The sequence below is a fragment of the Nocardia sp. CWNU-33 genome, assembly GCF_046764895.1.
Classification (GTDB): Bacteria; Actinomycetota; Actinomycetes; order Mycobacteriales; family Mycobacteriaceae; genus Nocardia.
Map to the genome: position 1 here is coordinate 127979 of NZ_JBKOQN010000019.1, position 24613 is coordinate 152591.

Consider the following 24613-nt stretch of genomic DNA (forward strand, 5'->3'; position numbering starts at 1 on the left):
TAGAGAATGCCGGTTTCGGTACGGCAACGTCGGTAGGATCGCAACATGTCGGCAAACTTCGTGCGTTTCGGTCCGATTCTCTTGCTCACATTGTGGGCGGCTGCCTGCACAAGCGACTCGGAGAAATCTCCAGAGCATGCGCCGGCCCCGATCGGCCACACCTACGTCTCCACCGAAGTCGAAGGTGTGCCCATCCCGGGTGACGGCCCGCTGACGCTCACCTTCGTAGCCGATCGGATCTCGGCCGCCGCGGGTTGCAACACCTACAGCGGCGCGGTCGTCCTCGACAACCACAAGCTGCAGGTATCCACGCTGGCCGGCACCCTCATGGCCTGCTCGGGTGACCACGATGGCGCCGACGAATGGCTCGTGAACCTCCTGAACTCGTCGCCTGGCTGGCAGTTGGACAACACCGAACTCACCCTGCACGGCACCAACTCGACCGTGCACCTGCTCGACAAGAAGGTCGCCCAACCCGACAAGCCGCTGACCGGCACCACCTGGATCGTTACCGAGATCATCACCCCCGACGCCAGGACCCGATCGCAGACCATCGACGAGGTGAAACCGACCCTCACCATCGCCCCCGACGGTGCCGTCTCCGGAAGCGGCGGCTGCAACCGGCTGACCGGCAACGCCACCATCACAGGCGCCGACGTCACCTTCCAGGTCGCCGGCACCAGGATGATGTGTTCACCCGAGGTGATGGAGGTCGAGACCGCCGTCCTCGCGGCCCTCGACGGCAAGACCACCGCCACCATCGACGCGGACACCCTCACCCTGCGAAACGACAAGGGCGACGGCCTGACCTTGCGCGCCGTATAGGGCCATCGAATAGCGACGAGCCGGGCATCATGTCGATGCCCGGCTCGTCGTCACGAAAACGCTTACGGCAGTGGGCCGCCCGCGGCGATCGCCGACAGGGTTGCGAACTCGTCACCCTTGAGCGAAGCGCCGCCGACCAGTGCGCCGTCGATATCCGTCTGTGAGACGAGCTCACCGACGTTCTTGGCGTTCACCGAACCGCCGTAGAGCACCCGCACGCCCGCGGCGACCTCCGGGTTGGCCAGCTCGGCCAGCTCGGCACGGATCGCGCCGCACACTTCCTGCGCGTCGGCAGGCGTGGCGACCTTGCCGGTCCCGATGGCCCAGACCGGCTCGTAGGCGATGACGACCTTCGAAATCTGTTCGGCCGATAGACCTTTCAGCGATCCACGCAACTGCTCGAGATTGTACTCGACGTGTGTGCCCGCCTCGCGGATGTTCAGGCCCTCACCGATGCAGACGATCGGCGTGATCCCGTACTTCAGCGCCTGCTTCGCCTTGGCGAGCACGGTGGCGTCGTCCTCCAGGTGGTACTGCCGACGCTCCGAGTGCCCGACGACCACATAGGTGCACCCCAGCTTGGCCAGCATGGATCCGCTGATTTCGCCGGTGTACGCGCCTTCGTCGCGCGTGGACACGTCCTGCGCACCGTAGGTGAGCAGCAGCTTGTCGCCCTCCACCAGGGTCTGCACGCTGCGCAGATCGGTGAAGGGCGGGACCACGGTGACGTCGACCTTGGCGAAGTACTTCTCCGGCAACGCGAATGCGATCTTCTGCACCAGAGCGATGGCCTCGAGGTGATTGAGGTTCATCTTCCAGTTGCCCGCGATGAGCGGCTTGCGTGCCATGGTCAGTCCTCCAGAACCGCGATGCCCGGAAGTTCCTTACCCTCCAGGTATTCCAGCGACGCGCCGCCGCCGGTGGAGATATGCGAGAAACCGTCCTCGGGCAGCCCGAGCGCCCGCACAGCCGCGGCCGAATCACCGCCGCCGACAACAGTGAACGCACCCTTGCCGGTTGCGGTCACGATCGACTCGGCGACACCACGGGTGCCTGCCTCGAACTTCTCGAATTCGAACACGCCCATCGGGCCGTTCCAGAAGACGGTGCGCGCCTCGGTCAGCAGCGCCGCGAACCGGCTCACCGACTCGGGGCCGATGTCCAGACCCAGCCAACCCTCCGGAATCTCGTGGGCCGCAACGACCTTCGAGTCCGCGTCGGCAGCGAACTTGTTCGCGACGACGATGTCACGCGGCAGGTGGATCACATCGGCGTAGCGCTCGAGCAGACCCTTGCAGGTACCGATCATCTCCTCCTGCAGCAGCGAGGCCCCCACCGGGAGTCCTTGTGCGGCAAGGAAGGTGAAGCACATACCGCCACCGATGACCAGCGTGTCGACCTTCGGCGCGAGCGCCTCGATGACAGCGAGCTTGTCGGAGACCTTCGAGCCACCGAGCACAACCGCGTATGGACGCTCGGCGTTCTCGGTCAGCTTCGCGAGCACCTCGACCTCGGCGGCGACCAGCGTGCCCGCGTAGTGCGGAAGCAGCTTCGCGACGTCGTAGACCGAGGCCTGCTTGCGATGCACAACACCGAAACCGTCGGAGACGAACGCACCGTCGTCGCCGACCAGCTCGACCAGCGCCGCGGCGAGCTTGGCCCGCTCGGCGTCATCTTTGCTGGTCTCACGCGGATCGAAGCGCACGTTCTCGAGCAGCAGCACATCACCGTCGGTGAGGCCCTCCGAGCGCGACAGCGCGTCGTAGCCGACGACGTCACCGGCGAGCTGGACATTGCGGCCGAGCAGCTCCGCCAGCTGCACCGCGACCGGAGCCAGCGAGAACTTCGGATCCGGCTCGCCCTTGGGGCGGCCGAGGTGCGCCGTGACAACCACCTTGGCGCCGGCCTCGACCAGCGCTTTGATGGTGGGCACCGAGGCGATGATGCGGCCCGGATCGGTGATCTGGCCGTTGTCGTCGAGGGGAACGTTCAGGTCGGAGCGCACGAGCACGCCCCGACCCTCGACACCCTCGCTCAGGAGATCCTGGAGTGTCTTGACTGCCATCGCGTCAGAGCGACTTGCCGACGAGACCGATGAGGTCGGCGAGGCGGTTGGAGTAGCCCCACTCGTTGTCGTACCAGCCGACGACCTTCACCTGATCGTCGATGACCTTGGTCAGCGGCGCATCGTAGATGCAGGAGTGCGGGTCGGTGACGATGTCGCTGGACACGATCGGGTCCACGTTGTACTTCAGGAAGCCCTTCAGCGCACCTTCGGCGGCCGCCTGGTACGCGGCGTTGATCTCGTCGACGGAGGCCGACTTGGTCAGCTTCACGGTGAGGTCGGTGACCGAGCCCGTCGGGACCGGAACACGCAGCGCGTAACCGTCGAGCTTGCCGTTGAGCTCGGGGAGCACCAGGCCGATGGCCTTGGCCGCGCCGGTGCCGGTGGGCACGATGTTCAGCGCGGCGGCGCGGGCGCGACGCAGGTCGCTGTGCGGGCCGTCCTGCAGGTTCTGGTCCTGCGTGTAGGCGTGAATGGTGGTCATCAGACCGCGCTCGATGCCGAAGCTGTCGTTCAGCACCTTTGCCAGCGGGCCGAGGCAGTTGGTCGTGCACGAGGCGTTGGAGATGATGTTCTGGCTGCCGTCGTACTTGTCGTCGTTGACGCCCATGACGACGGTCAGGTCCTCACCCTTGGCAGGCGCGGAGATGATGACCTTCTTGGCGCCGGCGGCGATGTGGCCCTTGGCCTTGGTCGCGTCGGTGAAGATGCCGGTGGACTCGACGACGACGTCGACGCCCAGGTCACCCCACGGCAGGGCGGCCGGGCCCTCCTTGATGGCCAGTGCCTTGATCCGCTGCTCGCCGACCACGATGGTGTCGTCGCCGTCCAGCGAGACGTCCTGCGGCAGACGGCCGAGGATCGAGTCGTACTTGAGCAGGGTCGCGAGGGTCGCGTTGTCGGTGAGGTCGTTGACCGCGACGATCTCGATGTCGGTGGTGCCGAGCGCCTTCTGCGCCTCCACCGCCCGGAAGAAGTTACGTCCGATACGACCGAAGCCGTTGATGCCTACCCGGACAGTCACGTTATCGCTCCTCAGCTTTCAAGCGGATTCATTCCGATGCCATAACCACACTAATGCCCGCCCGTAACCTCTCCGACACGCACCTGGGATTTGTGCGCTCGGCATACCCGGCGCAGCACGACACACCCGCCGCCGCGGCGTGTGCCGGAACCCGGCGGCAACCCGCGAGCGCGAGTGCCGACGAGTCCCGCCACGCCGAGACGGCGGGTGCGGTAGAACGTCGAATCAGGCGTCGTCGAGTAGTTCGGCGGTGACGGCCGATTCGGTGTCGGGCACGCCCAAATCCTTGGCGCGCCGATCGGCCATCGACAGCAGACGCCGAATCCGGCCCGCCACAGCATCTTTCGTCATCGGCGGGTCGGCCAGCTGGCCGAGCTCCTCCAGCGACGCCTGGCGATGCTGAACGCGCAGCTTGCCCGCGGCCGCGAGATGGTCGGGCACTTCGTCGCCGAGGATGTCCAACGCGCGCTCCACTCTGGCCGCGGCGGCGACCGCGGCGCGAGCCGAGCGGCGCAGGTTCGCGTCGTCGAAGTTGGCCAGCCGGTTCGCGGTGGCACGCACCTCGCGGCGCATCCTGCGCTCCTCCCAGGTGAGCCTGGTGTCATGCGCACCCATCCTGACCAGCAGCGCGCCGATCGCCTCGCCGTCGCGCACGACGACCCGATCGGTGCCGCGCACCTCGCGGGCCTTCGCCGTGATGCCGAGCCGCCGTGCGGCGCCGACCAAGGCCAGTGCCGCCTCCGGACCGGGGCAGCTGACCTCCAGCGCCGACGAACGACCCGGCTCGGTGAGCGAGCCGTGCGCGAGAAACGCTCCGCGCCAAGCCGCTTCGGCATCGCCGATGCTGCCGCCGACCACCTGGGCCGGCAAGCCGCGCACCGGACGCCCCCGCACGTCGAGCAGCCCGGTCTGCCTGGCCAGCGCCTCGCCCTCCTTGGACACGCGCACCACATAGCGCGAGGTCTTGCGTAGACCACCCGCACCGAGCACGTGCACATCGGAGCCGTAGCCGTATAGCTCGAAGATCTCCCTGCGCAACCTGCGCGCAATGGAACCCATGTCCACCTCGGCCTCGACGATCACCCGCCCGCCGACGATGTGCAGGCCGCCCGCAAACCGCAGCAGCGCCGACAGTTCCGCCTTGCGAGAACTCACCTGCGAGACCGTGAGCCTGCTCAGCTCGTCCTTCACTTCGGCTGTCATCGCCACGAGACGCGCTCCTTTCCACCCAACCCGGAACGCACATCCTGACCCATGTGACGTCCCTCGACTCGAAGCCCTGCCATGTGTGGCCGAGGTTGCCGGATCAGCTGATCCAGTGCGGCGGCAAGCTTTCCGGGGTGATGCCGGTCCGTTCCCGCTTCGGCGACATCGGAGAAGGTTACTCGCGCCCGCAATTGTTCGGCAGCCCTGGCCACATGTTCTCTTTCGCGACCTTCTGGCACGGACCCGGAATCGACCAGTACCTCGTCGACCACGAATTCCGGTGCGTGCTGGGACAATACATGCAGATGCCGTTCGGCGGAGAACCCCGCCGTCTCGCCCGGCTCGGCGGCGAGATTGAGCACAAGCACCTTTCTGGCTCTGGTGTACACCAGCGCGTCGCGCAGTTCGGGCACGAGCACGTGCGGAATCACACTGGTGAACCACGATCCGGGGCCGAGCACAACGACATCCGCGTGCTCGATGGCCGAGGTCGCCTCCTGGCTCGCGGGCGGATCCGACGGTATCAGCCGCACCCGCCGCACCTTACCCGGTGTCGTCGCGATGGCAACCTGTCCGCGAATACAGCGGCTCACTCGCGGATCTGCTTCCAGCCCAGAGACATCCGCTTCGATATCGAGCGCGATGGGCGACATCGGCAGCACTCTGCCGGTGACCCGCAACATCTTCGCGACCTCGTCGAGCGCGGCCACCGGATCACCGAGCACCTCGGTGAGACCGGCCAATATCAGGTTTCCGACCGAATGTCCGGCCAGTGCACCGGTGCCGCCGAACCGATGCTGGATGGTCCGCGTCAGGACGTCGTCGCTGTCGGCGGCAAGCGCGGCAAGCGCCATCCGCAGGTCACCCGGCGGCGGTACGCCTAGTTCCGCGCGCAGTCGGCCCGAGGAGCCACCATCGTCGGCGACGGTCACCACCGCGCAGATCTTCGTGGTCAGCCGACGCACGGCCGTCAGCGTCGCATACAGGCCGTGCCCGCCACCCAGAGCAACGATGGCGGGATTCGATTCCCACCCGGTCATTCGCGCCCCAGATCCCGATGCACGATCCGCACGACATCGGCGGATTCGCCGGTCTCCGCGCTCATCAATTCGCCCAGCGCTTCCGCAATTGCCACGCTGCGGTGCTTACCCCCGGTGCAGCCCACTGCCACCGTCATGTATCGCTTCCCCTCTTGGCGGTAACCATTCGTCGTCAGGTCGACCAGGTGGTGGCAGGTGCGCAGATAATCGTCCGCGCCGGGGCGCGACAGCACGTACTCGCTGACCACGGTCTCCTGTCCCGAATGTTCCCGAAGTTCCGGTATCCAATGTGGATTAGGTAGAAAACGCACATCCAACACCATGTCCGCGTCCAGTGGAACCCCGTACTTGAACCCGAAGGATTGCACGGTCACCTGCAGCGCGGTGGGCGCGCCACCACCGTAGGCCTCCTCCAGCTTGCGATGCAGTTGGTGGACCGACAGCTCGGTGGTATCGATGACGAGGTCGGCGGCGGTTTTCACAGCGGAGAGGCGGACCCGTTCCGCGGCGATGCCTGCCGAAAGGGTGCCATCGGTGCTTTCGCTCTGCAGCGGGTGACGTCTGCGGGCAAAACCGAAGCGCCGGATCAACACGTCGTCGGAGGCCTCGAGGAACAACACTCGCGTCCGCACGCCGCGGGCCCGCAACTGCTCGGTGACGACGGAGAGATCACCGGTGAAAAATCGGCTTCGCACGTCCATGACCAGGGCCAGCCTGCGGATCGGCGGATCGGCGGAGGCGCCGAGCTCGACCATGCGCCCGATCAGCTCGGGTGGCAGGTTGTCCGCGACGTACCAGCCGAGATCCTCGAGCACCCGGGCCGCGGTGCCACGTCCGGCACCGGAAAGGCCCGTCACGATGACGGCCTCGACCTCCCGCAACCCCCCCTCGACCGGCGTGACGTCAGCATCCACCGGGCCGGCCCGCCCAGCGGTCGGCCGCGGACTGCCCGCACTGTTGTTCGATTCGACGCGTGTCATGTCCTACCGGATCTGTTTCAGGTGCCTGTCGATCATCCCGCACCGTTTCGGGTATCGGGCGCAGACACACAACGTAGGCGGCACGGAACTTCCGGCGGTTCCGAGGACGCTGTTCCTTACTACTCCTCTCGAAGCGCTGCGAGCACCGCTTTGGCAGTCGCCACGCCGATGCCGGGCACTTCCGTGATCTGCTCGACCGTCGCCTCCTTCAACTTGGCCACCGAACCGAAGTGGGTGACCAACGCGGTCCGCCGCGCCACGCCGAGGCCACGCACCGAGTCGAGAGCGGAGGCGGTCATCCGCCGCGAACGCTTGCTGCGGTGGAAGGTGATCGCGAATCGGTGCGCCTCGTCGCGCACCCGCTGCAGCAGATACAGCGACTCACTGTTGCGCGGCATGATCACCGGGTCGCTCTCCCCCGGCACCCACACCTCCTCGAGCCGCTTGGCAAGGCCGATCACCGCGACATCGGTGATACCGAGCTCGTCGAGCACCTCGGCCGCGGCGGCGACCTGGGGTGCACCGCCGTCGACGACGTAGAGGTTCGGCGGGTAGGCGAACTTCTTCGGGCGTCCGGTGCGTGGATCGATGCCGGGTCGCGAGGTGAGTTCAGCGTCGTCGGATTCGAAGTCGATGACCGTCGTTTCCACATCGACGACCGCGCCCGACCCGGTGACCTCCAGTTCGGTGTGTTCCGCGACGGCGACGACGCCCGGCGGGCCGTCCAGTTCGCTGCGCTCGGCGGCGTCGCGGTCGCGGCGTAGCTTGAGGAACCTGCGACGGGTCACCTCGGCGATGCTGCCGACGTCGTCCGAGCGGCCTTCGCCGGCGGCCTCCTTGATCGCATAGTGGCGGTACTCGGACTTGCGCGGCAGACCGTCTTCGAAGACCACCAGCGAGGCCACCACATCAGTGCCCTGTACGTGGCTGATATCTACACATTCGATGCGCAGCGGCGCACTGTCGAGATCGAGGGCGTCCTGAATGTCTTGCAGAGCTTGCGATCTCGATGTCAGATCGCCTGCGCGCTTGAGCTTGTGCTGAGCCAGCGCCTCCATCGCGTTGCGCTGTACCGTCTCGGCGAGCGCCTTCTTGTCCCCGCGCTGCGGCACCCGCAGCTGCACCGCCGATCCGCGCAGCCTGCTCAGCCATTCCTGGATCTGCTCGGCGTCAGCGGGCAATCGCGGGACGAGCACCTCGCGCGGCACCACGTTCGCGGGCTGCTCGTCTTCGCCCTGTTCGACCTGCGCCACCTGCTCGCCGTAGAACTGGGTGAGGAACTGCTCCACCAGGGCCGCCATTTCGCCGCCGGCCTCCGGTACGTCGATGGCGTCGCCGGATTTGTCGACCACCCAGCCGCGCTGGCCGCGAACCCGGCCGTCGCGGACGTGGAAGATCTGCACCGCCGCCTCCAATTCGTCGGTGGCGAAGGCGATCACGTCGGCGTCGGTGCCGGTGCCGAGCACGACGGCCTGCTTCTCCAGTGCCCTCCGCAGTGCCTGGACATCGTCACGCAGCCGGGCGGCGGTCTCGAAATCGAGCTCTTCGGCAGCGTCGAGCATGCGGCGTTCCAGTTGGCGCACCATGCGGTCGGTGCGCCCGGCCAGGAAGTCGCAGAAGTCGTCGACGATGTCGCGGTGCTCCTCGGCGCTCACCCTACCGATGCACGGCGCCGCGCATTTGTCGATGTAGCCGAGCAGGCAGGGGCGGCCGATCTGGTTGTGTCGCTTGAAGACTCCGTTGGAGCAGGTGCGTGCCGGGAACACGCGCAGCAGCAGGTCGAGGGTCTCGCGGATCGCCCAGGCGTGCGCGTATGGGCCGAAGTACCGCACGCCCTTGCGGCGCGCGCCGCGATAGACGAACAGCCGCGGGTACTCCTCGTCGAGCGTGACCGCCAGCACCGGATAGGACTTGTCGTCGCGGTAGCGGACGTTGAAGCGCGGATCGAATTCCTTGATCCAGTTGTATTCCAGCTGCAGCGCTTCGACCTCGGTGGAGACGACCGTCCACTCCACGCTCGCGGCGGTGGTGACCATCTGCCGCGTCCGTGGGTGCAGCGAAGCGACATCGGCGAAGTACGAGTTCAGCCTGCTGCGCAGGCTCTTGGCCTTGCCGACATAGATGACCCGCCCGTAGGAGTCCCGGAACTTGTACACACCGGGTTCGACGGGAATCGTGCCGGGCGCGGGCCGGTACGTCGCTGGATCTGCCACCCATCAAGCCTATCGAGCGGGTCCGACAGGCCGATCGGGGCCGACGCTCACCGGCAGCACGATAACCTGCGGGACAGACACGGGCCGATCAGGCCGTCTTGCGGAAGAACCATCCTGTCGATGCGGAGTGGAACAGCAGCGCGACGATCACGGCAGCGCCTGCGATGACCGCGAGGACCGGCAGGACGCCCACCTGAGACGGCAGCCCGGAGATGATCGTGAAGAGTCCGATGAAGATCTGCACACTCGCCAGAATCACGGCGGTCACCCAAACCCAGAGTTCCCGGAGCCCGAAGATCAAGACGTTGGCGGCGAGCACCCAGCTGGCAAAGAACTCGGCCGAACTAGCACTTGCGGATTCGACATTATCGAGCAGACCGAGCACGAAATGCCCAAGGGTAAAAGCCACCAGGAACCCGGCCCCGAGGCGCACCCTGCGCACCGCATCGGGCATGTTCGACGTGACGACGGCGAATCGAAAGAAATGACGGACCGTGGTGCTGGCATCGACCATTCGGCGGACCTTGGACAAATCCCCGACTGCCGGAACGATTTTCGGCTCGTCCACGACAGCAACATTCGAAACCACGATCACTCCTCATCGAGCTTTGCGCCACGTCCTCACAGACGCGCAAATCGGACGCTATCGGAATGATCGGCCTGCTTACAATCGAGTAAGTATGCTTATGACGAGGGCCACAACCACATTCAGTCGGCAGATCGATGTGACCCACGCGACATATTCCCACGCCAGAGCCGGTGCCCTTCCACGTCGAATAATCGCGCGAACTCTCCGCTCAGCGCGCAGGAAGCGAGACGCCCACGACGAACCAGGCTTGCGCCACGGGCCGCCGAAGCAACCAGGCAACAGCGGCGCAAACACCCGCAGAGTAGAGAACCGCCACAATCCAGAGCACGGGTGGAATGACATCGCTGCGCGCCCACACGCAGACCGCACACTGCAAAAATGCCAACACGATCGCGGTGACCCCCGTCCACTGCCACCGACCGGCGAATCCGCAGGCGACGAGCCCCAATATCCAACCGAAGACGAATTGAATCGAGGCCGCCCGCGCCGCATCGACACCGATGGTCGATCCCATGATTGCCGGATAGGCGATCCCGAATACCGCCATGCCCCATGCGGCTTCACGCGCCTCGCAGACCTGCGTGGGCATGCCGCCCAGCATTCGGGCGGCCACCGCGATGGCATGATTCTCCGCAGCAGGGTCCGCATACACGGCGCTCCCCCATTCCAACGAGGAAACCAGCGAACCCCCGACGGGCCCGCAGATCGCACCGTAATTCGGCACGGTGGCCCAGACGACGCGATCGCTCATCACTGTGACACGGGACACAATCGAACGGTACTGCTATTGCGCGCCGTCTCGGCGCTCGCGATTCGATGGCGCAATCAGCCGAGTTCGTACCGCTCCAGGACTCGCAGCAGCGCGTCTGGACGTTCCACCGTCGGCAAGGGGTCGACGAGGGCGAAGCGACACCCGAGGGCAGTCGCACCACCATCGGCCTCCGCGCTGCCACCGACCATCAACGCCGACTCAGCGGGCACCCCGAGTTCCTCGAGCGCGGCCCGGAAGATACGTGGATCCGGTTTGACCGAACCGACCTCGAAGGACAGTACGAAGCTGTCGACCAACCGGTCCCAGCCCCTTGCCGCGAAGGTAGGACGCACATCGAACGCGATGTTGCTGACCAGGCCGACCGGAATACGCTGCGCCGCAAGCGTTTTCAGAACATCCTCGGTATCGGGATACGGCGTCCACGACATCGGGTCGACGAGCCTGCCGTACAACCGCTCCGCTTGCCGCACCGTCGGCACCCCGAAGTGCCGCAGCACCTCGAGGCAGGCCTTTCGGTGCTGCCGTGGATCCAGATCCCTTTGCTCCCAGGCGATCTGACCTTCGGCGTCGAGCTGCACGCACTGACCGACAGGGGCGGTCATGCGCCGGATGATCTCGGCCGTTTCGTGCACATCAAACGGCTGCCCGTCCTCGCCGACCAGATCATCGGCCCAGGATTCGTCATCCTCCAGCCGAAACAGCGTCCCGGAAAAGTCGAAGAGCACCGCCGTTACCGTCACCGAGCCAGCTTGCCGGCCCGTGATCGGCCTCTCATGACCTTCCCAGTGGCGGGGGAAAACTGCGCTGCGGGCGGCGGCAGAGCGATACAGTCCGTGAATGCGCGTGCGACACATCTGGACCGGGGCCGGCGCGGCCTTGGTCCTCACGGTGGGACTGGTGACAGGTTGTTCGTCCGACAGCGACAAGGCCGCGGCATGTGCCAGTGTGCCGAACGGGACGCCGATGACGGCCGCCCCCGCCACGGCGGGTGCCACCACCTCACAGAACATCAGCACCAACCCTGAGAGCGCGTCCGGTTATCGCAGCAATATGACTGCGGTCCGGACCAGCTCGTACGCCGTGGCGACGGCGAATCCGCTCGCCACCGAGGCGGCCTGCAAGGTGCTGAACAATGGGGGCACTGCGGCCGACGCACTGATCACCGCACAAACGGTGCTCGGCTTGGTCGAACCGCAGTCGTCCGGAATCGGCGGCGGCTCGTTCATGCTCTACTACGACGCGGCGGCGAAAACTGTCGACGCCTACGACGGGCGCGAGGTCGCCCCCGCCGCCGCCACCGAGAACTACCTGCGCTGGATCAGCGATACCGACCGGACCGAACCCAAACCGAACACCCGCGCAAGCGGCCGCTCCATCGGCGTCCCCGGTGTGCTGCGCATGCTGGAGCTCGCGCATCACGAACACGGTAAGACCGGTTGGCGCGAGCTGTTCGATTCCGCGGTGTCGTTGGCCGATCAGGGCTTCCCTATCAGCCCGCGGCTCGCGGGTCAGATCGCTGATTCGGCCAAGGATCTCGCCAACGACGAGGCCTCGAAGGCGTACTTCCTCAACCCCGACGGCACCGCCAAACCCGCCGGCACCAACCTGGCCAACCCGGCGATGGCGAAGGCGTTGGGCGCCATCGCTTCTGAGGGTGCGCAAGCGTTCTACACCGGCGCCATTGCCCGCGACATCGTCGACGCGGCCGCTTCGACGACGGGCGGCCGCACTCCTGGCCTCATCACCGCCAGCGACCTGGCCGGGTACCAGCCCAAGAAGCGGACCGCATTGTGCACCGGCTACCGCAACCATGAGATCTGTGGAATGCCCGCCCCGTCCTCCGGCGGCATCGCCGTCGCCGCCACCCTCGGCATCCTGGAGAACTTCGACCTGGCAGCGCTGCGACCGGACAATATCGATCACAACGGTGGCAAACCGAAGGCCGAGGCGGTGCACCTCGTCTCCGAGGCGGAGCGGCTCGCCTACGCCGACCGCAACAAGTACGTGGCCGACACGGATTTCATTCCGCTGCCCGGCAATTCACCGCAGACACTGCTGAACAAGGACTATCTGAAGCAGCGTTCCTCGTTGATCAACCCCGGCCACAGCATGGGCACCGCGCAGCCGGGCGATTTCGGCCCTGTCCCGGTCGGCGTCGGCCCGCAGCCGCCTGAGCACGGCACCAGCCACATCTCGGTGGTCGACAAGTACGGCAATGCCGCCTCGATGACGACGACGGTGGAGTCCGCGTTCGGCTCCTTCCATCTGGTCGACGGATTCGTTCTCAATAACCAGCTCACCGATTTCTCCGCCGATCCGCTCGGCACCGACGGAGCGCCGGTGGCCAACCGTGTGCAGCCGAACAAGCGCCCACGCAGTTCGATGAGCCCCACCCTGGTCTTCGATCGCGGTGCCGACGGCACCCGCGGCGAGCTCACCCAGGTGGTCGGCTCCCCCGGTGGTTCGGTGATCATCCAGTTCGTGCTGAAGTCCCTCATCGGGGTGCTGGATTGGGGCCTCGACCCACAGCAGGCGGTCTCGGGCGTCGACTTCGGCACGGCCAACACCCCGTCGACCAATGTCGGCGGCGAACACCCTGCCATCAACGCCACCGACAACGGCGATCACGACCCGCTGGTGCTCCGGCTCCGTGAGCTCGGCCACCAGGTCTCGATCGCTCCGCAGATCAGTGGCCTGAGCGCCCTGCAGCGCGACGGGACGAATGGCTGGATCGGCGGCGCGGACCCCCGCCGCGAAGGCGCTGTTCTCGGCGACACGCACTGACCGCCTGGTGTCCGAGCCGGGATATCATCCCCGCTCGGACACCAGCCTTCGGTGCCATCACAGGCCACCCACGAATCGGCCACCCACCTTCCCCTGGATTCCTGCCGACGAGTAGCACACCGTGGAGGAGCGCTCACTCGGTTTGCCGCAACGATGTGTCATTTACCGAACACGGCCGACCGGCAGGATGGCGAGTTGAGGTGGTGGGCAGTGCTATTCGGCGGTGGTGGTGTACTTCATGCCGAGCTCGCGGAGCCGATCCAGGGCACGGGCCGCGTGCTCTTTGTCATTGGAGCGGATGGCGAGCAGCGGGACATAGTCATCGTCGATCAGTTCGAGGCGGGCCCAGGACTTTCGGTCCTGGAAGGAGACACCACGGATGTGCTCCCAGGGGAACACCGTGTCGCCGAGGATGTTTCGGACCGCGACGCCGCGCGCACCGGCGCGCAGCCGGGGCCTGGTCAGCAACAGCACCGCGGCGGCCGCGAGCAGGCCGATGCCCATCATCGCCAACTGGTCGGCCGGGCGGAAGTTGACGCCGGTCGAGCCGGTGCGTAACCAGATGCCGCCCGCGATGAAGAACGCGGCGAGCAGCACCGCGACGATCCAGGCGGTGCGAACCGCCCGACGCGGGCGCACTTCGAGCTCCCACTCCGGGGTGTCACCCTGTCCCGCAGCCGAATCGGCGGGCGCGCCCGCCCCGGTGCCGGGCTTCCTTCGCCAGATCCGGACGACTGGCATCGGTCTACGCGGACCGACGCAGGGTGCGCAGGGTCAGCGCGGCGTCGAGCGCTGCCGCGGCGGCCTGTTCACCCTTGTTCTCGGCAGATCCGGGAAGCCCAGCCCTGTCCAGGGCCTGTTCCTCGTCGTTGGTGGTCAGCACACCGTTGGCGACGGGCTTGCCCGCATCCAGCGAAACCCGGGTCAGACCGGCGGTCACCGCATCACAGACGTACTCGAAATGCGGTGTGCCACCACGGATCACCACACCGAGCGCGACGACCGCGTCATGCGTGCGGGCCAGCTCCTGTGCGACCACCGGCAGCTCCATCGCACCCGCGCACCGGACCACCGTCACCTGCGAGACGCCGGCTTCTTTCGCCACCCGTTCCGCGTTCGCGACCAGCGTGTCGCAGATCTGCGTGTGCCAACGCGACGCGACGATGCCGAGCTTGAGCTCCTTGGCATCCTCCAGCGCGAATGTCGGTACGCCGGTACCGCTCATCGAAGTCCGCCCTTCCGGATCTCGTCGACTGTGTGCATTACTGTGCTGTCTCACCGAGGTCGAGCTCGTCGAGGCCGATCAGGTCGTGGCCCATCCGGTCCCGCTTGGTCCGCAGATACCGCAGGTTTTCCGCGTTGGCGCGCAACGGCATCGGGACCCGGTCGGTGATCTTCAGCCCGTAGCCGTCCAAGCCGACGCGCTTGGCCGGATTGTTGGTGAGCAGCCGCATCGAGCGGATGCCGAGGTCGACCAGGATCTGCGCGCCGGTGCCGTAATCGCGCGCATCCGCGGGCAATCCGAGCTCCAGGTTCGCATCGACGGTGTCGTGACCGGAGTCCTGCAGCTGGTAGGCCTGCAGCTTGTGCATCAGACCGATGCCGCGGCCCTCGTGCCCGCGCATGTACAGCACCACCCCGCGACCCTCCTGGGCCACCATCTCCAGCGCGGCATCGAGCTGCGGACCGCAGTCGCAGCGCAGCGAGCCGAACACGTCACCGGTGAGGCATTCTGAATGCACCCGCACCAGCACGTCCTCGCCATCGGAGATGTCGCCGCGCACCAGCGCGACATGCTCCACCTCGTCGTAGATGCTCTGGTAGCCGACAGCCTTGAATTCGCCGTGCGCCGTAGGGATCCGCGCCTCGGCGACCCGCACCACATGCTTCTCGTGCTTGCGACGCCAGGCGATCATGTCGGCGATCGAGATCAGCGCCAGGTTGTGCTCGTCGGCGAAGACGCGCAACTCCTCGGTGCGGGCCATGTGGCCCTCGTCCTTCTGGCTGACGATCTCGCAGATCACACCGGCAGGACGCAGGCCCGCCATCCGGGACAGGTCCACCGCGGCCTCGGTGTGGCCGGGCCGACGCAGCACGCCGCCGTCCTTGGCACGCAGCGGCACCACGTGGCCGGGCCTGGTGAAGTCGTCGGCCTTGGTTTCCGCGGCGGCGAGCAGGCGCATGGTGGTCGCGCGGTCCGCGCCGGAGATGCCGGTGGTGATGCCCTCGCGGGCGTCGACCGACACGGTGTAGGCGGTGCCGTGCTTGTCCTGGTTCAGCGCGTACATCGGCGGCAGGCCGAGCCGATCGCAGTCGTCACCGGTCAGCGGCACGCAGATGTAACCAGAGGTGTAGCGAATCATGAAGGCCACCAACTCGGGGGTCGCCTTCTCCGCCGCGAAGATGAGGTCGCCCTCGTTCTCGCGATCCTCGTCGTCCACGACGACGACCGCCTTACCGGCGGCGATATCGGCGACTGCGCGCTCGATGGTGTCGAACCTGGTCACGTCTGCTGTGCTCCATCTCGAAAAGGGTGCGTCCCTAACATTACGGCGTCCGCCGTATGTTCCCGGCGGCGCATATGCGACCGGTCAGCCGCGTTGCTGGAGCCGCTCGACGTACTTGGCGATCACGTCCACTTCCAGATTGACCGTGGTGCCCACCGTCGCGGCGCCGAGATTGGTCATCGTGAGGGTGGTCGGGATGAGCGAAACCTCGAACCAGTCGCGATTGCCGTCGACCGCTGGTTCCTCCGAAAGGCCGAGGCCGGAGACCGTCAGCGAGATGCCGTCGACGGTGATCGAACCCTTTTCCACGACATAGCGGGCAATCGCGTCGGGCAGCGAGATCCGCACGACCTCCCAGTTCTCCGAGGGCGTGCGGGAGAGCACGGTGCCGGTGCCGTCGACGTGACCCTGCACGAGGTGTCCGCCGAGCCTGCTGTCGAGCGCAGCCGCGCGTTCCAGGTTGACCCGGGAGCCGGCGCCTAGGCCGCCGATGCTGGAGCGGTTCAACGTCTCCTGCATCACGTCGACGGTGAACGAGTCGCCGTCGATCACATCGACCACGGTCAGGCACACCCCGTTCACGGCGATCGAATCTCCGTGTCCGGCGTCGGAGGTCACCAGCTTGCCCTTGATCGTCAGTCGAGCGGCGTCGGCCAACCGCTCGGTGGCGACGATCTCGCCGAGCTCCTCGACGATGCCTGTGAACATGCCTTGACTCCCTGTCGCGTCGTTTCTACCGGTTGCGGAACAGCTCGGGCCAGGCCGCTATTCCCGTCGGTCGGTGCCAGACCAGCCTAACGACGGGTGTCGGCGAGCAACCAGCACGGTTCCATCCAGTGGCCGGGCGAAACCCTGACTCCGCAGCCGGCGCAGGAACCAGACCGCCGGGCTGGTCGAATCGCGCCGAACACAACGTCAATTATTGTTCACAGCCGAATCGTGACCGAGCATAAGGAAATATCGCCGTTTACCGGTCGGCGATCAATATCAATTCATATTTCCGATACCGTGCGGAAGAATTTCACTCGCGGCTCGTAATGTGGGATTTTGCTGGGTACCCCGCCGAAACACGGGTTACACCGAATGCTTGCGCGGGAACAAAATTGGATGCAATATTGTTATGTAGCTGATTCCTGATGTTCAACTTCGACCCGAGCAGTTCAGTGCGGAGCGGTTCGACCCGAGGTCCGTTGCAGCCCCGGGGAGTTCGATCCAGGGAAGTCCACCACTCGAGGAAGACAGACAGCGCCGTGGGTCAAATAGACAGCACGATGGGTCAAATCAGGTTCGACACACTTGGGGGTGTTGCGTGACCACTCTTCTCGATTCGACGCTGGAAGTTCGCTGCGTGCAGTATCGGCGCGAATTTCACATGCCGGCATCAATCGATCCGACGTCGCGCCGCATATTACTGCACATAGGCACGCACTACGGTGCCATCACGATGCCCGCGGAGCTCGGCGAACGGGTCCAGCACGAGCTCACCCAGGCCCAGATCGCCGCGCCGGTTGTCCATCATCCGCGCGCGCGGCGGTGGACCTTCATTACCGGACCCGCCCGGCCCGACACCCTCACCACCGCCGTGTCCGCCGAACTGTTCCGGCTTTATGCCACCGTCGCCTGCACCGGAAGCCAGGTCGTGCTGCCGTCGCCGGACGACGAACGCACCGGCTACCGGACCTGGATACAGCCGCCGGAGAACGCAACAACACTGCCGCCGCTGAGCGCGGTCGTCGAAGCGACCCGCACCCTCGGTGCTATGAAAGTTCGCGCGTTGTAAAGATATTCGGGCCCCGTTGGACCCGAATCCCGGGCTACTGGACGCGCAGCGCGGCGGCACGCTGCCGCAGCGCGGCCACCGTGGCTCCGGGATCGGCCGTGTTGTACACGGCGGATCCGGCGACGAAGCAGTCGATTCCAGCCTCCGCCGCCGCCTCGATCGTGTCGTTGTTGATGCCGCCGTCGATCTCTACGATCAGCCGCAGCTCACCCGCGTCGACAAGCCTGCGCACGATCCGTGCCTTCTCCAACACGTGCGCGATGAAGGACTGTCCGCCGAAACCGGGTTCCACGCTCATCACCAGCAGAGTGTCGAACTCGCGCAGGATCTCCAGGTACGGCTCGATCGGCGTGTTCGGCTTCACTGAGAGTCCGGCCTTCGCACCCGCCGCCCGAATGTCGCGGGCCACCGCAATCGGATCGTCGGTCGCCTCGGCGTGGAAAGTGACATTGTGCGCACCCGCCTCGGCATACGGCGGCGCCCAGCGGCCCGGGTCATCGATCATCAGATGGCAGTCCAGCGGAATATCGGTCACCTTCAACAGGCTCTGCACCACGGGCAGCCCGAGTGTCAGGTTCGGCACGAAGTGCGCGTCCATCACATCGACATGCAACCAGTCAGCGCCCTCCACAGCTTTGACCTCGTCGGCGAGGTGCGCGAAGTCCGCGGAGAGGATGGATGGGGCGATCATCGGCGCGGCCGGGCGCAAAAACGTCGAAGAGGACACAACGCGGCAGTCTAACGGTAGTGAGGGTTGCCTCGGCCGGGAGTGGGTAGCCTGCATAGGGTGATCAACATTTCGGCGGAACAGGGGCTTTACAGCACCCCGGTGGAGATTCGGGTAGCTGCGTCGGTGACACAGCTACCCATTGTGCGTGGGCTCGCCGAAACCCTCGTCTTGCTCAGCGATTTCACCCTGGACGAGGTGGCCGACATCAGGCTCGCGGTGGACGAGGTGTGCTCGACGCTCATCGCGGTCGCGGCGCCGGACACCAGCCTGCATTGCCGGTTCACCGTGGGTGAGACCGAGTTGCTGGTGCGGGTCAGCGGTGTGGCGGGCAGCGAGGGGCTACCCGATCAGCGCAGCTTCGGGTGGCATGTGCTGCGCACGCTCACCGATGTGGTGGAGGCAACACAGGATTCGTACGATGCGGCCGTCTCCGGATATCCGACGACGGTGGAGTTCCGTCGGGTCCGGGGGAAGGCGTAGTGGCGGACGAAAACGCCGTGTCGGACAAACGCGCCGAGTCGGACGAGAGCGCTTTGTCGGACGAAAACATGGTGTCGGACGAAACCGTGGTGTCAGGGGTTGACGAAAGAGAGGAGGACGAGGTCGAACCGGCTCAGGCGGAGGATTCCGCCGAGGTGGCCGAGACGCTCGAAGAGGCCGGGTCGAGCGGAGGGTACGACGACGTCGCCGCACTCTTCGAACAACTCTCCGCAAGCACACCAGGCACCGCGAGACACACCGCGCTGCGGGCCGAATTGATCGGCCGCTGTATCCCGCTCGCCGACCACATCGCCCGAAAATTCAGCGGACGCGGTGAGCCGTTCGACGATCTCACCCAGGTCGCCAGGGTTGGTTTGGTACACGCGGTCGACCGTTTCGATATCTCGCGCGGCTCGAACTTCCTGTCTTTTGCCGTGCCGACCATCATGGGCGAGGTCCGGCGCTATTTCCGTGACAACACCTGGGCGATGCGTGTGCCGCGCCGTGTCAAGGAAACACACCTGCGCATCGGCGCGGCCATCGATTCGCTGTCCCAATCGTTGGGCCGCTCCCCCACCGCGAAAGAGATCGCGGCGGAACTCGACGTGGATCCCGACGAGGTGACCCAGGCCGTCATCGCCGGCAACGCCTACCAGCCGAGCTCCATCGACGCCGCCTCACTCGGTCGCGACACCGAGGCCTCGCTGCTGGACACCCTCGGCGAGGAGGAATCCCAGTTCGACCGGGTGGAGGAATACGTCGCCATCCGCCCGCTGCTCGCCGGTCTGCCGGAACGCGAACGCCGTATCCTCACCATGCGGTTCTTCGAGTCGATGACCCAGACGCAGATCGCTCAGCGCATGGGCATTTCGCAGATGCACGTCTCCCGTATTCTGGCGAAAACCCTTGCCCGGCTCCGTGAGCAGTCCGCACAGGACTGAACGCGCCGAGTCGGGTGTACGGCCCGGGTGGCCAAGAGTCGATCCACATGAGGGAGGTCTGTCACAACCCGTCAGTGTGCGCGACATCGTCGACGACACGGCCAACAGAGGAACTCGTGGCCAGGCCGCCGCGGGGCGCGACCCGACGCGGTGATCGACTCATGTACGGACCCCGACTGTGGGTCGCGCCGCATGAATCAGCCACCTGAACGATCTTTTCGGTCTGCTGACGAACTCGCTGCCAGCGCCAATCGACCGAACTTACTACCCGGCCCGCCAAGAGGCCACGGATCAATCGCTGACTGCCCCACCGCAGGACGCGACCCGATCCCAACTGCGCGCTTCCCGCCCGACCGACGAACTCGACGCCCGGACCACTGCTACCCGCCGATGGCGAACCGCCGACCAGCCGGCAGACAAATCCGCCGACACCAGGTACAAACTCGCTGTCTGCGGACCGACGACCAGCTGGCGAGCGGCCGTACCGATACCCAGACTGATACCGACCGGATCACGAGCTCGCCGTGCCTCAACCCGATCCGACGAACTCGCTGCCGCCCCGGCCGTCGGGCAGCGACACGGCTGCTCGTGACTCGGTAGGCAACTACTCCACCGGTTTGCGCAGTGCCGCGAGGAACATCGCATCGGTGCCATGGCGGTGCGGCCACAGTTGCGCGGCGGGGCCATCGCCGATGCCGGTGACGCCGGGGAGGAGGTCGCGGGCGTCCAGTTGGGTTGCTCCGGTGCGGCGGACGGCGTCGGCGACAATGGCGACGGTCTCCTGCAGGTGCGGGGAGCAGGTGGAGTAGACCACGACGCCGCCGGGACGCACGAGTTCCCATGCGGCAGCGAGCAATTCGCGTTGCAGGACGACCAGGTCGGCCACATCGGACGGAGTACGACGCCAGCGGGCTTCCGGCCTGCGTCGGAGCGCGCCGAGGCCGGTGCACGGTGCGTCGACCAGGATGCGGTCGTAACCGGGGGCTAGGCCGCTGCTGCGACCGTCGGCGACGTGCACGTCGACGGGCAGGTTGTACACGGCCTTGCGGACGAGTTCGGCGCGGTGCTCCGCAGGCTCGATTGCGTCGATGCGGTGGCCGTCGATGCCGGCAAGCGCACCGAGCAGCGCCGCCTTACCGCCTGGGCCTGCGCAGAGGTCTAGCCAGCGGCCGTTGTCGGGGCCGTCCAGCGGTGCGCGGGCGAGTGCGAGTGCTACCAGTTGGCTACCCTCGTCCTGCACAGCCGCCATGCCCTCGCGCACCGGCTCCAGTTTTCCGGGATCGCCGCCTTCGAGGTACACCGCATAAGGCGACCACCGGCCCTCCTCACCACCGGTCACCAATGCCAATTCCTCCGCGGTGATCTCACCGGGGCGCGCGACCAGATGCACGATCGGGCGAGCGTCGTCGGCGGCCAAGACCTCTCGCAGCTCGCCCGCCTGCGCGCCGAGGGCATCGGCGAACGCCTGCGCAATCCACGTCGGATGCGCGAACTCGAAGGCCAACCGGCCGATCGGATCCCGCGGCGCGAGCGCGTCGACCCACTCGTCGACGGACTTCTCGCCTGCTCTGCGCAGCACCGCGTTGACGAATCCCGCCTTGCCCGCACCGAATTCGGCACGCGCCAGCGCCACCGAGGTGTCCACCGCCGCATGGGCCCCGATCCTGGTGCGCAGCAGCTGATACACACCGAGCCGCAACACATCCAGCAGCGGACCGTCGATCTCGTCGATCGGCCGTCCCGCACCATCGGCGATCACCGCATCCAGCAGCCCCCGCGACCGGCAGGTGCCGTAGGCGAGCTCGGTGGCCAGCGCAGCATCCCGACCGGAGATCTCGCGCTGCCGAAGCAGAGCGGGCAGCACGAGGTTTGCATAGGCGTCGCGTTCCCGAACCGCGCGCAGCACATCGAGCGCCACGAGCCGGACCGCGTCGACCGAACCGGCCCAAGCGCGTTCGTCCCGACCGGCCCGCGAAGCATTCGAGTCCTTCTGCCGTGCAGCACTTTTCGACGCTGGGCGCCCGGACCGATCGGCACCGCCTCGCGCCCGACCGCTTGCCGCTGCGCCAGCCTTGACCGCACCCCGGTCACCACTCGTCGACCTGGCGCCCCGCACCGTGCCCCGATCATCACCCGACTGCGCCGCCCCTGTCTTCCGAGGCCGCTCGTCCGATCGCCGAACGGGGTCACCCTGCCCACGCGGCGACGCAGCCTTGCGCTGCCCAGCAGCGCTCCACGATCCGCGGCCCGTACCACCTGCATCTCGCCCCTGCGCCGAGCCGCTACGCCCGCCTCGAGTTCCCTGTGCAGCCCCGCGGCGGTCCCCGGCATCCCGGGACCCCCGTTCAGACTGACCGGTCGCCGCGCCTTGGCCCTGACCGCGCTGCACTCGACGTGCATCGCCGGAGCGGCTCTGATCGCCGCGTGCGGCCTCGCCGCGTTTGCCGGTTGCGTTCCCGGCACCGGACTTGCTGCCTTGACCGCCGCGCTGCCCTCGTGGCGTGGCACCGGTGTCGCGGGCTCCCGAGGAACCGCTGCGGCCCGCGCCTTTCGACGGCGGCGCCTGCCGGTCGCCGCCACGATTCTGTTGTGTCGAGTCTCCGCCGCGTGCCGAGTCGTCGCGCAAGGCCGAATCCTTTCGTTGTGCACCGTTTTTCACCGGTGCCGATCCGGCCCGACGCGCGTCGGCCTGTCCTTTCAATTGGTCATCATGGGCGTTCATTCGACCACCGCGCCCAGCTGCAGGCGCGCACCGCGGGCCCAGTCGAGCGCCGCCATCATTCGTTTGCCTTGCGGCTGGACCTGATTCAGGCGGACCGCGGTGGTGGCGGTGCCCACGAAAACGCCGGACTTGCGAACATCGATCGTTCGCGGCGGCAGCACTTCCTCGACCATTTCGACCGGTCCGAGTTTCACGCGGGCGCCACCGATCTCGGTGAACGCGCCGGGGGCCGGGGTAACCGCGCGGATCCGCCTGCTGATGGCGAGCGCGGGCATGTCCCAGCGGATGCGCCCAGCCTCGACGGCCACCTTGGGGGCATAGGAGACACCGTCGGTCGGCTGCGAAACGGCCTGCAGCGTGCCGTCTTCCACACCGTCGAGGGTGGTCTCCAGCAGGTGCGCGCCGCTAGCCGCGAGCCGCTCGAGCAGCGCTCCCGCCGTGTCGGTCACCGCAATCTTCTCGGTAACGACACCGAAGATCGGTCCGGTGTCCAAGCCCGCCTCGATCTGGAAGGTGGATGCGCCGGTGATCTCGTCACCGGCGTCGATCGCCGCCTGCACCGGCGCCGCACCGCGCCAGGCAGGCAGCAGCGAGAAGTGCAGGTTGATCCAGCCGAACCGCGGAATATCGAGCACCTGCTGCGGCAGCAGCGCACCATACGCGACCACCGGACAACAGTCGGGCGCGAGCGCGGTGAGCTGCTCGATGAATTCCGGCTCGGCCGGGCGGCGCGGGGTCAGCACCGGGATGCCGTGCTCGTCGGCCAACCGGCCGACCGGCGACCTGGTCACCTTGCGCCCACGTCCGGCGACCGCGTCGGGGCGGGTCAGCACCGCAACCACCTCATGGCGCGACGAATCGATGAATCGCTGCAGCGACGGCACCGCCGGTTCGGGTGTGCCCGCGAAGACGATGCGCATCAGCGACCACGTCCGAACGGACCGGCCTGGCCGGCCCCGAGCGCGCGCGAACTGCGCACGGTGATACCCGCTGTGAACCAATCGGATTCGCGGATGGTGCGCATTGCCTCCTTGCGCGCGGCCGGATCCAGTCGGTCCAGGAACAGCACACCGTCCAAGTGATCGGTCTCGTGCTGCACGCACCGCGCAAGCAGTCCCTCGGCCGCGAACTCGATCGGCGCGCCGTCCATATCGAACCCGGACGCGCGCACCCGCAGCGCCCGCCGCGTGTCATAGCGCACACCGGGAATCGACAGGCACCCTTCCGGCCCGACCTGTTCTTCCTCGCCGTCCACCACATATGTCGGGTTCACCAGATGGCCCGCGGCGTCGCCGGTGTCGTAGACGAACACCCGCAGGCCGACGCCGATCTGCGGCGCGGCCATCCCGACTCCGCCGTCGTCGTGCATGGTGTCGGTGAGGTCGGCGACGAGCTGGCGCAGCTCACGATCGAACTCGGTGACCTCCGCCGCACGTGCGCGCAAGATGGGGTCGCCGAAGAGGCGAACGGGCTGAATGGTCACGGCGGGCTCCCGGAAACGAATGAACACGGTCGTCTCATTCTAGTGAGACGACCCGATTCTCCTGACCTCCCCGACACATCGGCAGAAAGCTGGTAGAACTCCAGTGCGGTCCGGGCGGGGTGTCAACCCCTCCGCCCGGCCGCCTGGCAAGGCCTGGTCGGCGACCGAGAGTCGCCCTATCTCTGCAGCTCACCTGCCGATTCACGACACAAAGTAGCGCTGTACTGGTGACGGCGTAGCGATACAGGTCAAGGGCATCGTTGGCGGCATGCACCAAATCCCATTCCGGCGGACCGATCGACATACGCTCCAGATCCACGAGACCAGGTGGCGCGCAAGCACGAGCTAGCTTGAGTTTTAACCTGTGCGGCGTGGTCGCGGCCCGGCGGCTTTGGATGCTTTCTGGTTGCTGGGCGTCTTGATGTGCACGTCGTAGCGTGGTGCCGGGTGCTGGTTGCGGTGTCCTGCGGGT

Annotated in this window: 23 protein-coding genes; 5 read left to right on the plus strand and 18 right to left on the minus strand. The window is 66.7% G+C overall.

The window, feature by feature from the left end; genetic code table 11:
• Window positions 1–45 precede the first annotated feature (45 nt).
• A complete protein-coding gene (locus ACLMAL_RS24590) occupies window positions 46–825 on the plus strand; it encodes an META domain-containing protein (RefSeq protein ID WP_412001237.1) in 780 nt (259 codons plus the stop codon).
• Between the two features lie 62 nt (window positions 826–887).
• On the opposite strand, the gene tpiA is transcribed toward ACLMAL_RS24590, so the two are convergent.
• The 10 genes from tpiA to ACLMAL_RS24640 form a co-directional block, all read right to left on the minus strand.
• Complete coding sequence (tpiA, locus tag ACLMAL_RS24595; RefSeq protein ID WP_328402994.1) at window positions 888–1673, minus strand: triose-phosphate isomerase; 786 nt, start codon at window positions 1671–1673, stop codon at window positions 888–890.
• Between the two features lie 2 nt (window positions 1674–1675).
• Window positions 1676–2890 (minus strand): phosphoglycerate kinase, encoded by a 1215-nt coding sequence (locus tag ACLMAL_RS24600; protein WP_412001238.1) that lies wholly within the window; start codon window positions 2888–2890, stop codon window positions 1676–1678.
• A 4-nt stretch (window positions 2891–2894) separates the two neighbouring features.
• Window positions 2895–3914, minus strand: a complete 1020-nt coding sequence (gene gap, locus ACLMAL_RS24605) for a type I glyceraldehyde-3-phosphate dehydrogenase (RefSeq protein WP_328402998.1) — start codon at window positions 3912–3914, stop codon at window positions 2895–2897.
• A 225-nt stretch (window positions 3915–4139) separates the two neighbouring features.
• Entirely contained in the window at window positions 4140–5123 is a 984-nt protein-coding gene (whiA, locus tag ACLMAL_RS24610; protein ID WP_328403000.1) for a DNA-binding protein WhiA, read from the minus strand.
• The gene (locus ACLMAL_RS24615) at window positions 5114–6160 is read right to left on the minus strand and encodes a gluconeogenesis factor YvcK family protein (RefSeq protein ID WP_328403002.1); all 1047 of its coding nucleotides are present in this window, start codon (window positions 6158–6160) and stop codon (window positions 5114–5116) included. The genes whiA and ACLMAL_RS24615 overlap by 10 nt, the downstream gene beginning before the upstream one ends.
• Window positions 6157–7140: an RNase adapter RapZ gene (gene rapZ / locus ACLMAL_RS24620; protein WP_412001239.1), complete on the minus strand. Its 984-nt coding sequence runs from the start codon at window positions 7138–7140 to the stop codon at window positions 6157–6159. The genes ACLMAL_RS24615 and rapZ overlap by 4 nt, the downstream gene beginning before the upstream one ends.
• Before the next feature lie 119 nt (window positions 7141–7259).
• Window positions 7260–9353: an excinuclease ABC subunit UvrC gene (gene uvrC / locus ACLMAL_RS24625; RefSeq protein WP_412001240.1), complete on the minus strand. Its 2094-nt coding sequence runs from the start codon at window positions 9351–9353 to the stop codon at window positions 7260–7262.
• 88 nt (window positions 9354–9441) lie between these two features.
• Window positions 9442–9942, minus strand: a complete 501-nt coding sequence (locus tag ACLMAL_RS24630; RefSeq protein ID WP_412001241.1) for a hypothetical protein — start codon at window positions 9940–9942, stop codon at window positions 9442–9444.
• A 208-nt stretch (window positions 9943–10150) separates the two neighbouring features.
• Complete coding sequence (locus tag ACLMAL_RS24635) at window positions 10151–10711, minus strand: hypothetical protein (RefSeq protein ID WP_412001242.1); 561 nt, start codon at window positions 10709–10711, stop codon at window positions 10151–10153.
• 56 nt (window positions 10712–10767) lie between these two features.
• Complete coding sequence (locus ACLMAL_RS24640; protein WP_412001243.1) at window positions 10768–11454, minus strand: HAD family hydrolase; 687 nt, start codon at window positions 11452–11454, stop codon at window positions 10768–10770.
• A 97-nt stretch (window positions 11455–11551) separates the two neighbouring features.
• Between ACLMAL_RS24640 and ACLMAL_RS24645 the strand changes: the two genes are divergently transcribed.
• Window positions 11552–13498, plus strand: coding sequence for a gamma-glutamyltransferase family protein (locus tag ACLMAL_RS24645; protein WP_412001244.1), 1947 nt, complete (start codon window positions 11552–11554; stop codon window positions 13496–13498).
• Between the two features lie 213 nt (window positions 13499–13711).
• Here ACLMAL_RS24645 and ACLMAL_RS24650 read toward each other — a convergent pair whose 3' ends face one another.
• The 4 genes from ACLMAL_RS24650 to ACLMAL_RS24665 all read right to left on the minus strand — a co-directional run bounded on the left by ACLMAL_RS24650 (window position 13712) and on the right by ACLMAL_RS24665 (window position 16713).
• Entirely contained in the window at window positions 13712–14239 is a 528-nt protein-coding gene (locus ACLMAL_RS24650) for a PH domain-containing protein (protein ID WP_412001245.1), read from the minus strand.
• 4 nt (window positions 14240–14243) lie between these two features.
• Window positions 14244–14723 (minus strand): 6,7-dimethyl-8-ribityllumazine synthase, encoded by a 480-nt coding sequence (gene ribH / locus ACLMAL_RS24655; RefSeq protein ID WP_412001246.1) that lies wholly within the window; start codon window positions 14721–14723, stop codon window positions 14244–14246.
• Window positions 14724–14760: 37 nt separating this feature from the next.
• Window positions 14761–16005: a bifunctional 3,4-dihydroxy-2-butanone-4-phosphate synthase/GTP cyclohydrolase II gene (locus tag ACLMAL_RS24660; RefSeq protein ID WP_328403020.1), complete on the minus strand. Its 1245-nt coding sequence runs from the start codon at window positions 16003–16005 to the stop codon at window positions 14761–14763.
• Between the two features lie 84 nt (window positions 16006–16089).
• On the minus strand, window positions 16090–16713 hold the full coding sequence (locus tag ACLMAL_RS24665; protein WP_328403022.1) for a riboflavin synthase: 624 nt from the start codon (window positions 16711–16713) through the stop codon (window positions 16090–16092).
• A gap of 601 nt (window positions 16714–17314) precedes the next feature.
• On the opposite strand from ACLMAL_RS24665, the gene ACLMAL_RS24670 reads away from it, so the two are divergent.
• Window positions 17315–17785: a hypothetical protein gene (locus tag ACLMAL_RS24670; RefSeq protein WP_412001247.1), complete on the plus strand. Its 471-nt coding sequence runs from the start codon at window positions 17315–17317 to the stop codon at window positions 17783–17785.
• 34 nt (window positions 17786–17819) lie between these two features.
• On the opposite strand, the gene rpe is transcribed toward ACLMAL_RS24670, so the two are convergent.
• Complete coding sequence (gene rpe / locus ACLMAL_RS24675; RefSeq protein WP_328413168.1) at window positions 17820–18476, minus strand: ribulose-phosphate 3-epimerase; 657 nt, start codon at window positions 18474–18476, stop codon at window positions 17820–17822.
• 96 nt (window positions 18477–18572) lie between these two features.
• On the opposite strand from rpe, the gene ACLMAL_RS24680 reads away from it, so the two are divergent.
• Window positions 18573–18995, plus strand: a complete 423-nt coding sequence (locus tag ACLMAL_RS24680) for an ATP-binding protein (protein WP_328403027.1) — start codon at window positions 18573–18575, stop codon at window positions 18993–18995.
• 68 nt (window positions 18996–19063) lie between these two features.
• On the plus strand, window positions 19064–19936 hold the full coding sequence (locus tag ACLMAL_RS24685) for an RNA polymerase sigma factor SigF (protein ID WP_412001256.1): 873 nt from the start codon (window positions 19064–19066) through the stop codon (window positions 19934–19936).
• A gap of 604 nt (window positions 19937–20540) precedes the next feature.
• Here ACLMAL_RS24685 and ACLMAL_RS24690 read toward each other — a convergent pair.
• From ACLMAL_RS24690 to def, 3 genes are all read right to left on the minus strand, one after another.
• Window positions 20541–22052 carry an RsmB/NOP family class I SAM-dependent RNA methyltransferase gene (locus ACLMAL_RS24690; RefSeq protein ID WP_412001248.1) on the minus strand — a complete coding sequence of 504 codons (1512 nt, stop codon included), beginning with the start codon at window positions 22050–22052 and terminating at the stop codon, window positions 20541–20543.
• 602 nt (window positions 22053–22654) lie between these two features.
• Entirely contained in the window at window positions 22655–23578 is a 924-nt protein-coding gene (fmt, locus tag ACLMAL_RS24695; RefSeq protein WP_412001249.1) for a methionyl-tRNA formyltransferase, read from the minus strand.
• Window positions 23578–24141, minus strand: coding sequence for a peptide deformylase (gene def, locus ACLMAL_RS24700; RefSeq protein ID WP_412001250.1), 564 nt, complete (start codon window positions 24139–24141; stop codon window positions 23578–23580). Before def ends, fmt begins: the two co-directional genes overlap by 1 nt.
• Window positions 24142–24613: the final 472 nt, after the last annotated feature.

Excerpts from the sequence above, each read along its gene's own strand:
- rapZ (WP_412001239.1), bottom strand. The coding sequence starts at position 7,140 with ATGACACGCGTCGAATCGAACAACAGTGCGGGCAGTCCGCGGCCGACC.
- ribH (WP_412001246.1), bottom strand. The coding sequence starts at position 14,723 with ATGAGCGGTACCGGCGTACCGACATTCGCGCTGGAGGATGCCAAGGAG.
- ACLMAL_RS24685 (WP_412001256.1), top strand. The coding sequence starts at position 19,064 with ATGGTGTCGGACGAAACCGTGGTGTCAGGGGTTGACGAAAGAGAGGAG.
- rpe (WP_328413168.1), bottom strand. The coding sequence starts at position 18,476 with ATGATCGCCCCATCCATCCTCTCCGCGGACTTCGCGCACCTCGCCGAC.
- ACLMAL_RS24645 (WP_412001244.1), top strand. The coding sequence starts at position 11,552 with ATGCGCGTGCGACACATCTGGACCGGGGCCGGCGCGGCCTTGGTCCTC.
- fmt (WP_412001249.1), bottom strand. The coding sequence starts at position 23,578 with ATGCGCATCGTCTTCGCGGGCACACCCGAACCGGCGGTGCCGTCGCTG.
- tpiA (WP_328402994.1), bottom strand. The coding sequence starts at position 1,673 with ATGGCACGCAAGCCGCTCATCGCGGGCAACTGGAAGATGAACCTCAAT.
- ACLMAL_RS24665 (WP_328403022.1), bottom strand. The coding sequence starts at position 16,713 with ATGTTCACAGGCATCGTCGAGGAGCTCGGCGAGATCGTCGCCACCGAG.
- ACLMAL_RS24615 (WP_328403002.1), bottom strand. The coding sequence starts at position 6,160 with ATGACCGGGTGGGAATCGAATCCCGCCATCGTTGCTCTGGGTGGCGGG.
- ACLMAL_RS24650 (WP_412001245.1), bottom strand. The coding sequence starts at position 14,239 with ATGCCAGTCGTCCGGATCTGGCGAAGGAAGCCCGGCACCGGGGCGGGC.
- ACLMAL_RS24590 (WP_412001237.1), top strand. The coding sequence starts at position 46 with ATGTCGGCAAACTTCGTGCGTTTCGGTCCGATTCTCTTGCTCACATTG.
- ACLMAL_RS24600 (WP_412001238.1), bottom strand. The coding sequence starts at position 2,890 with ATGGCAGTCAAGACACTCCAGGATCTCCTGAGCGAGGGTGTCGAGGGT.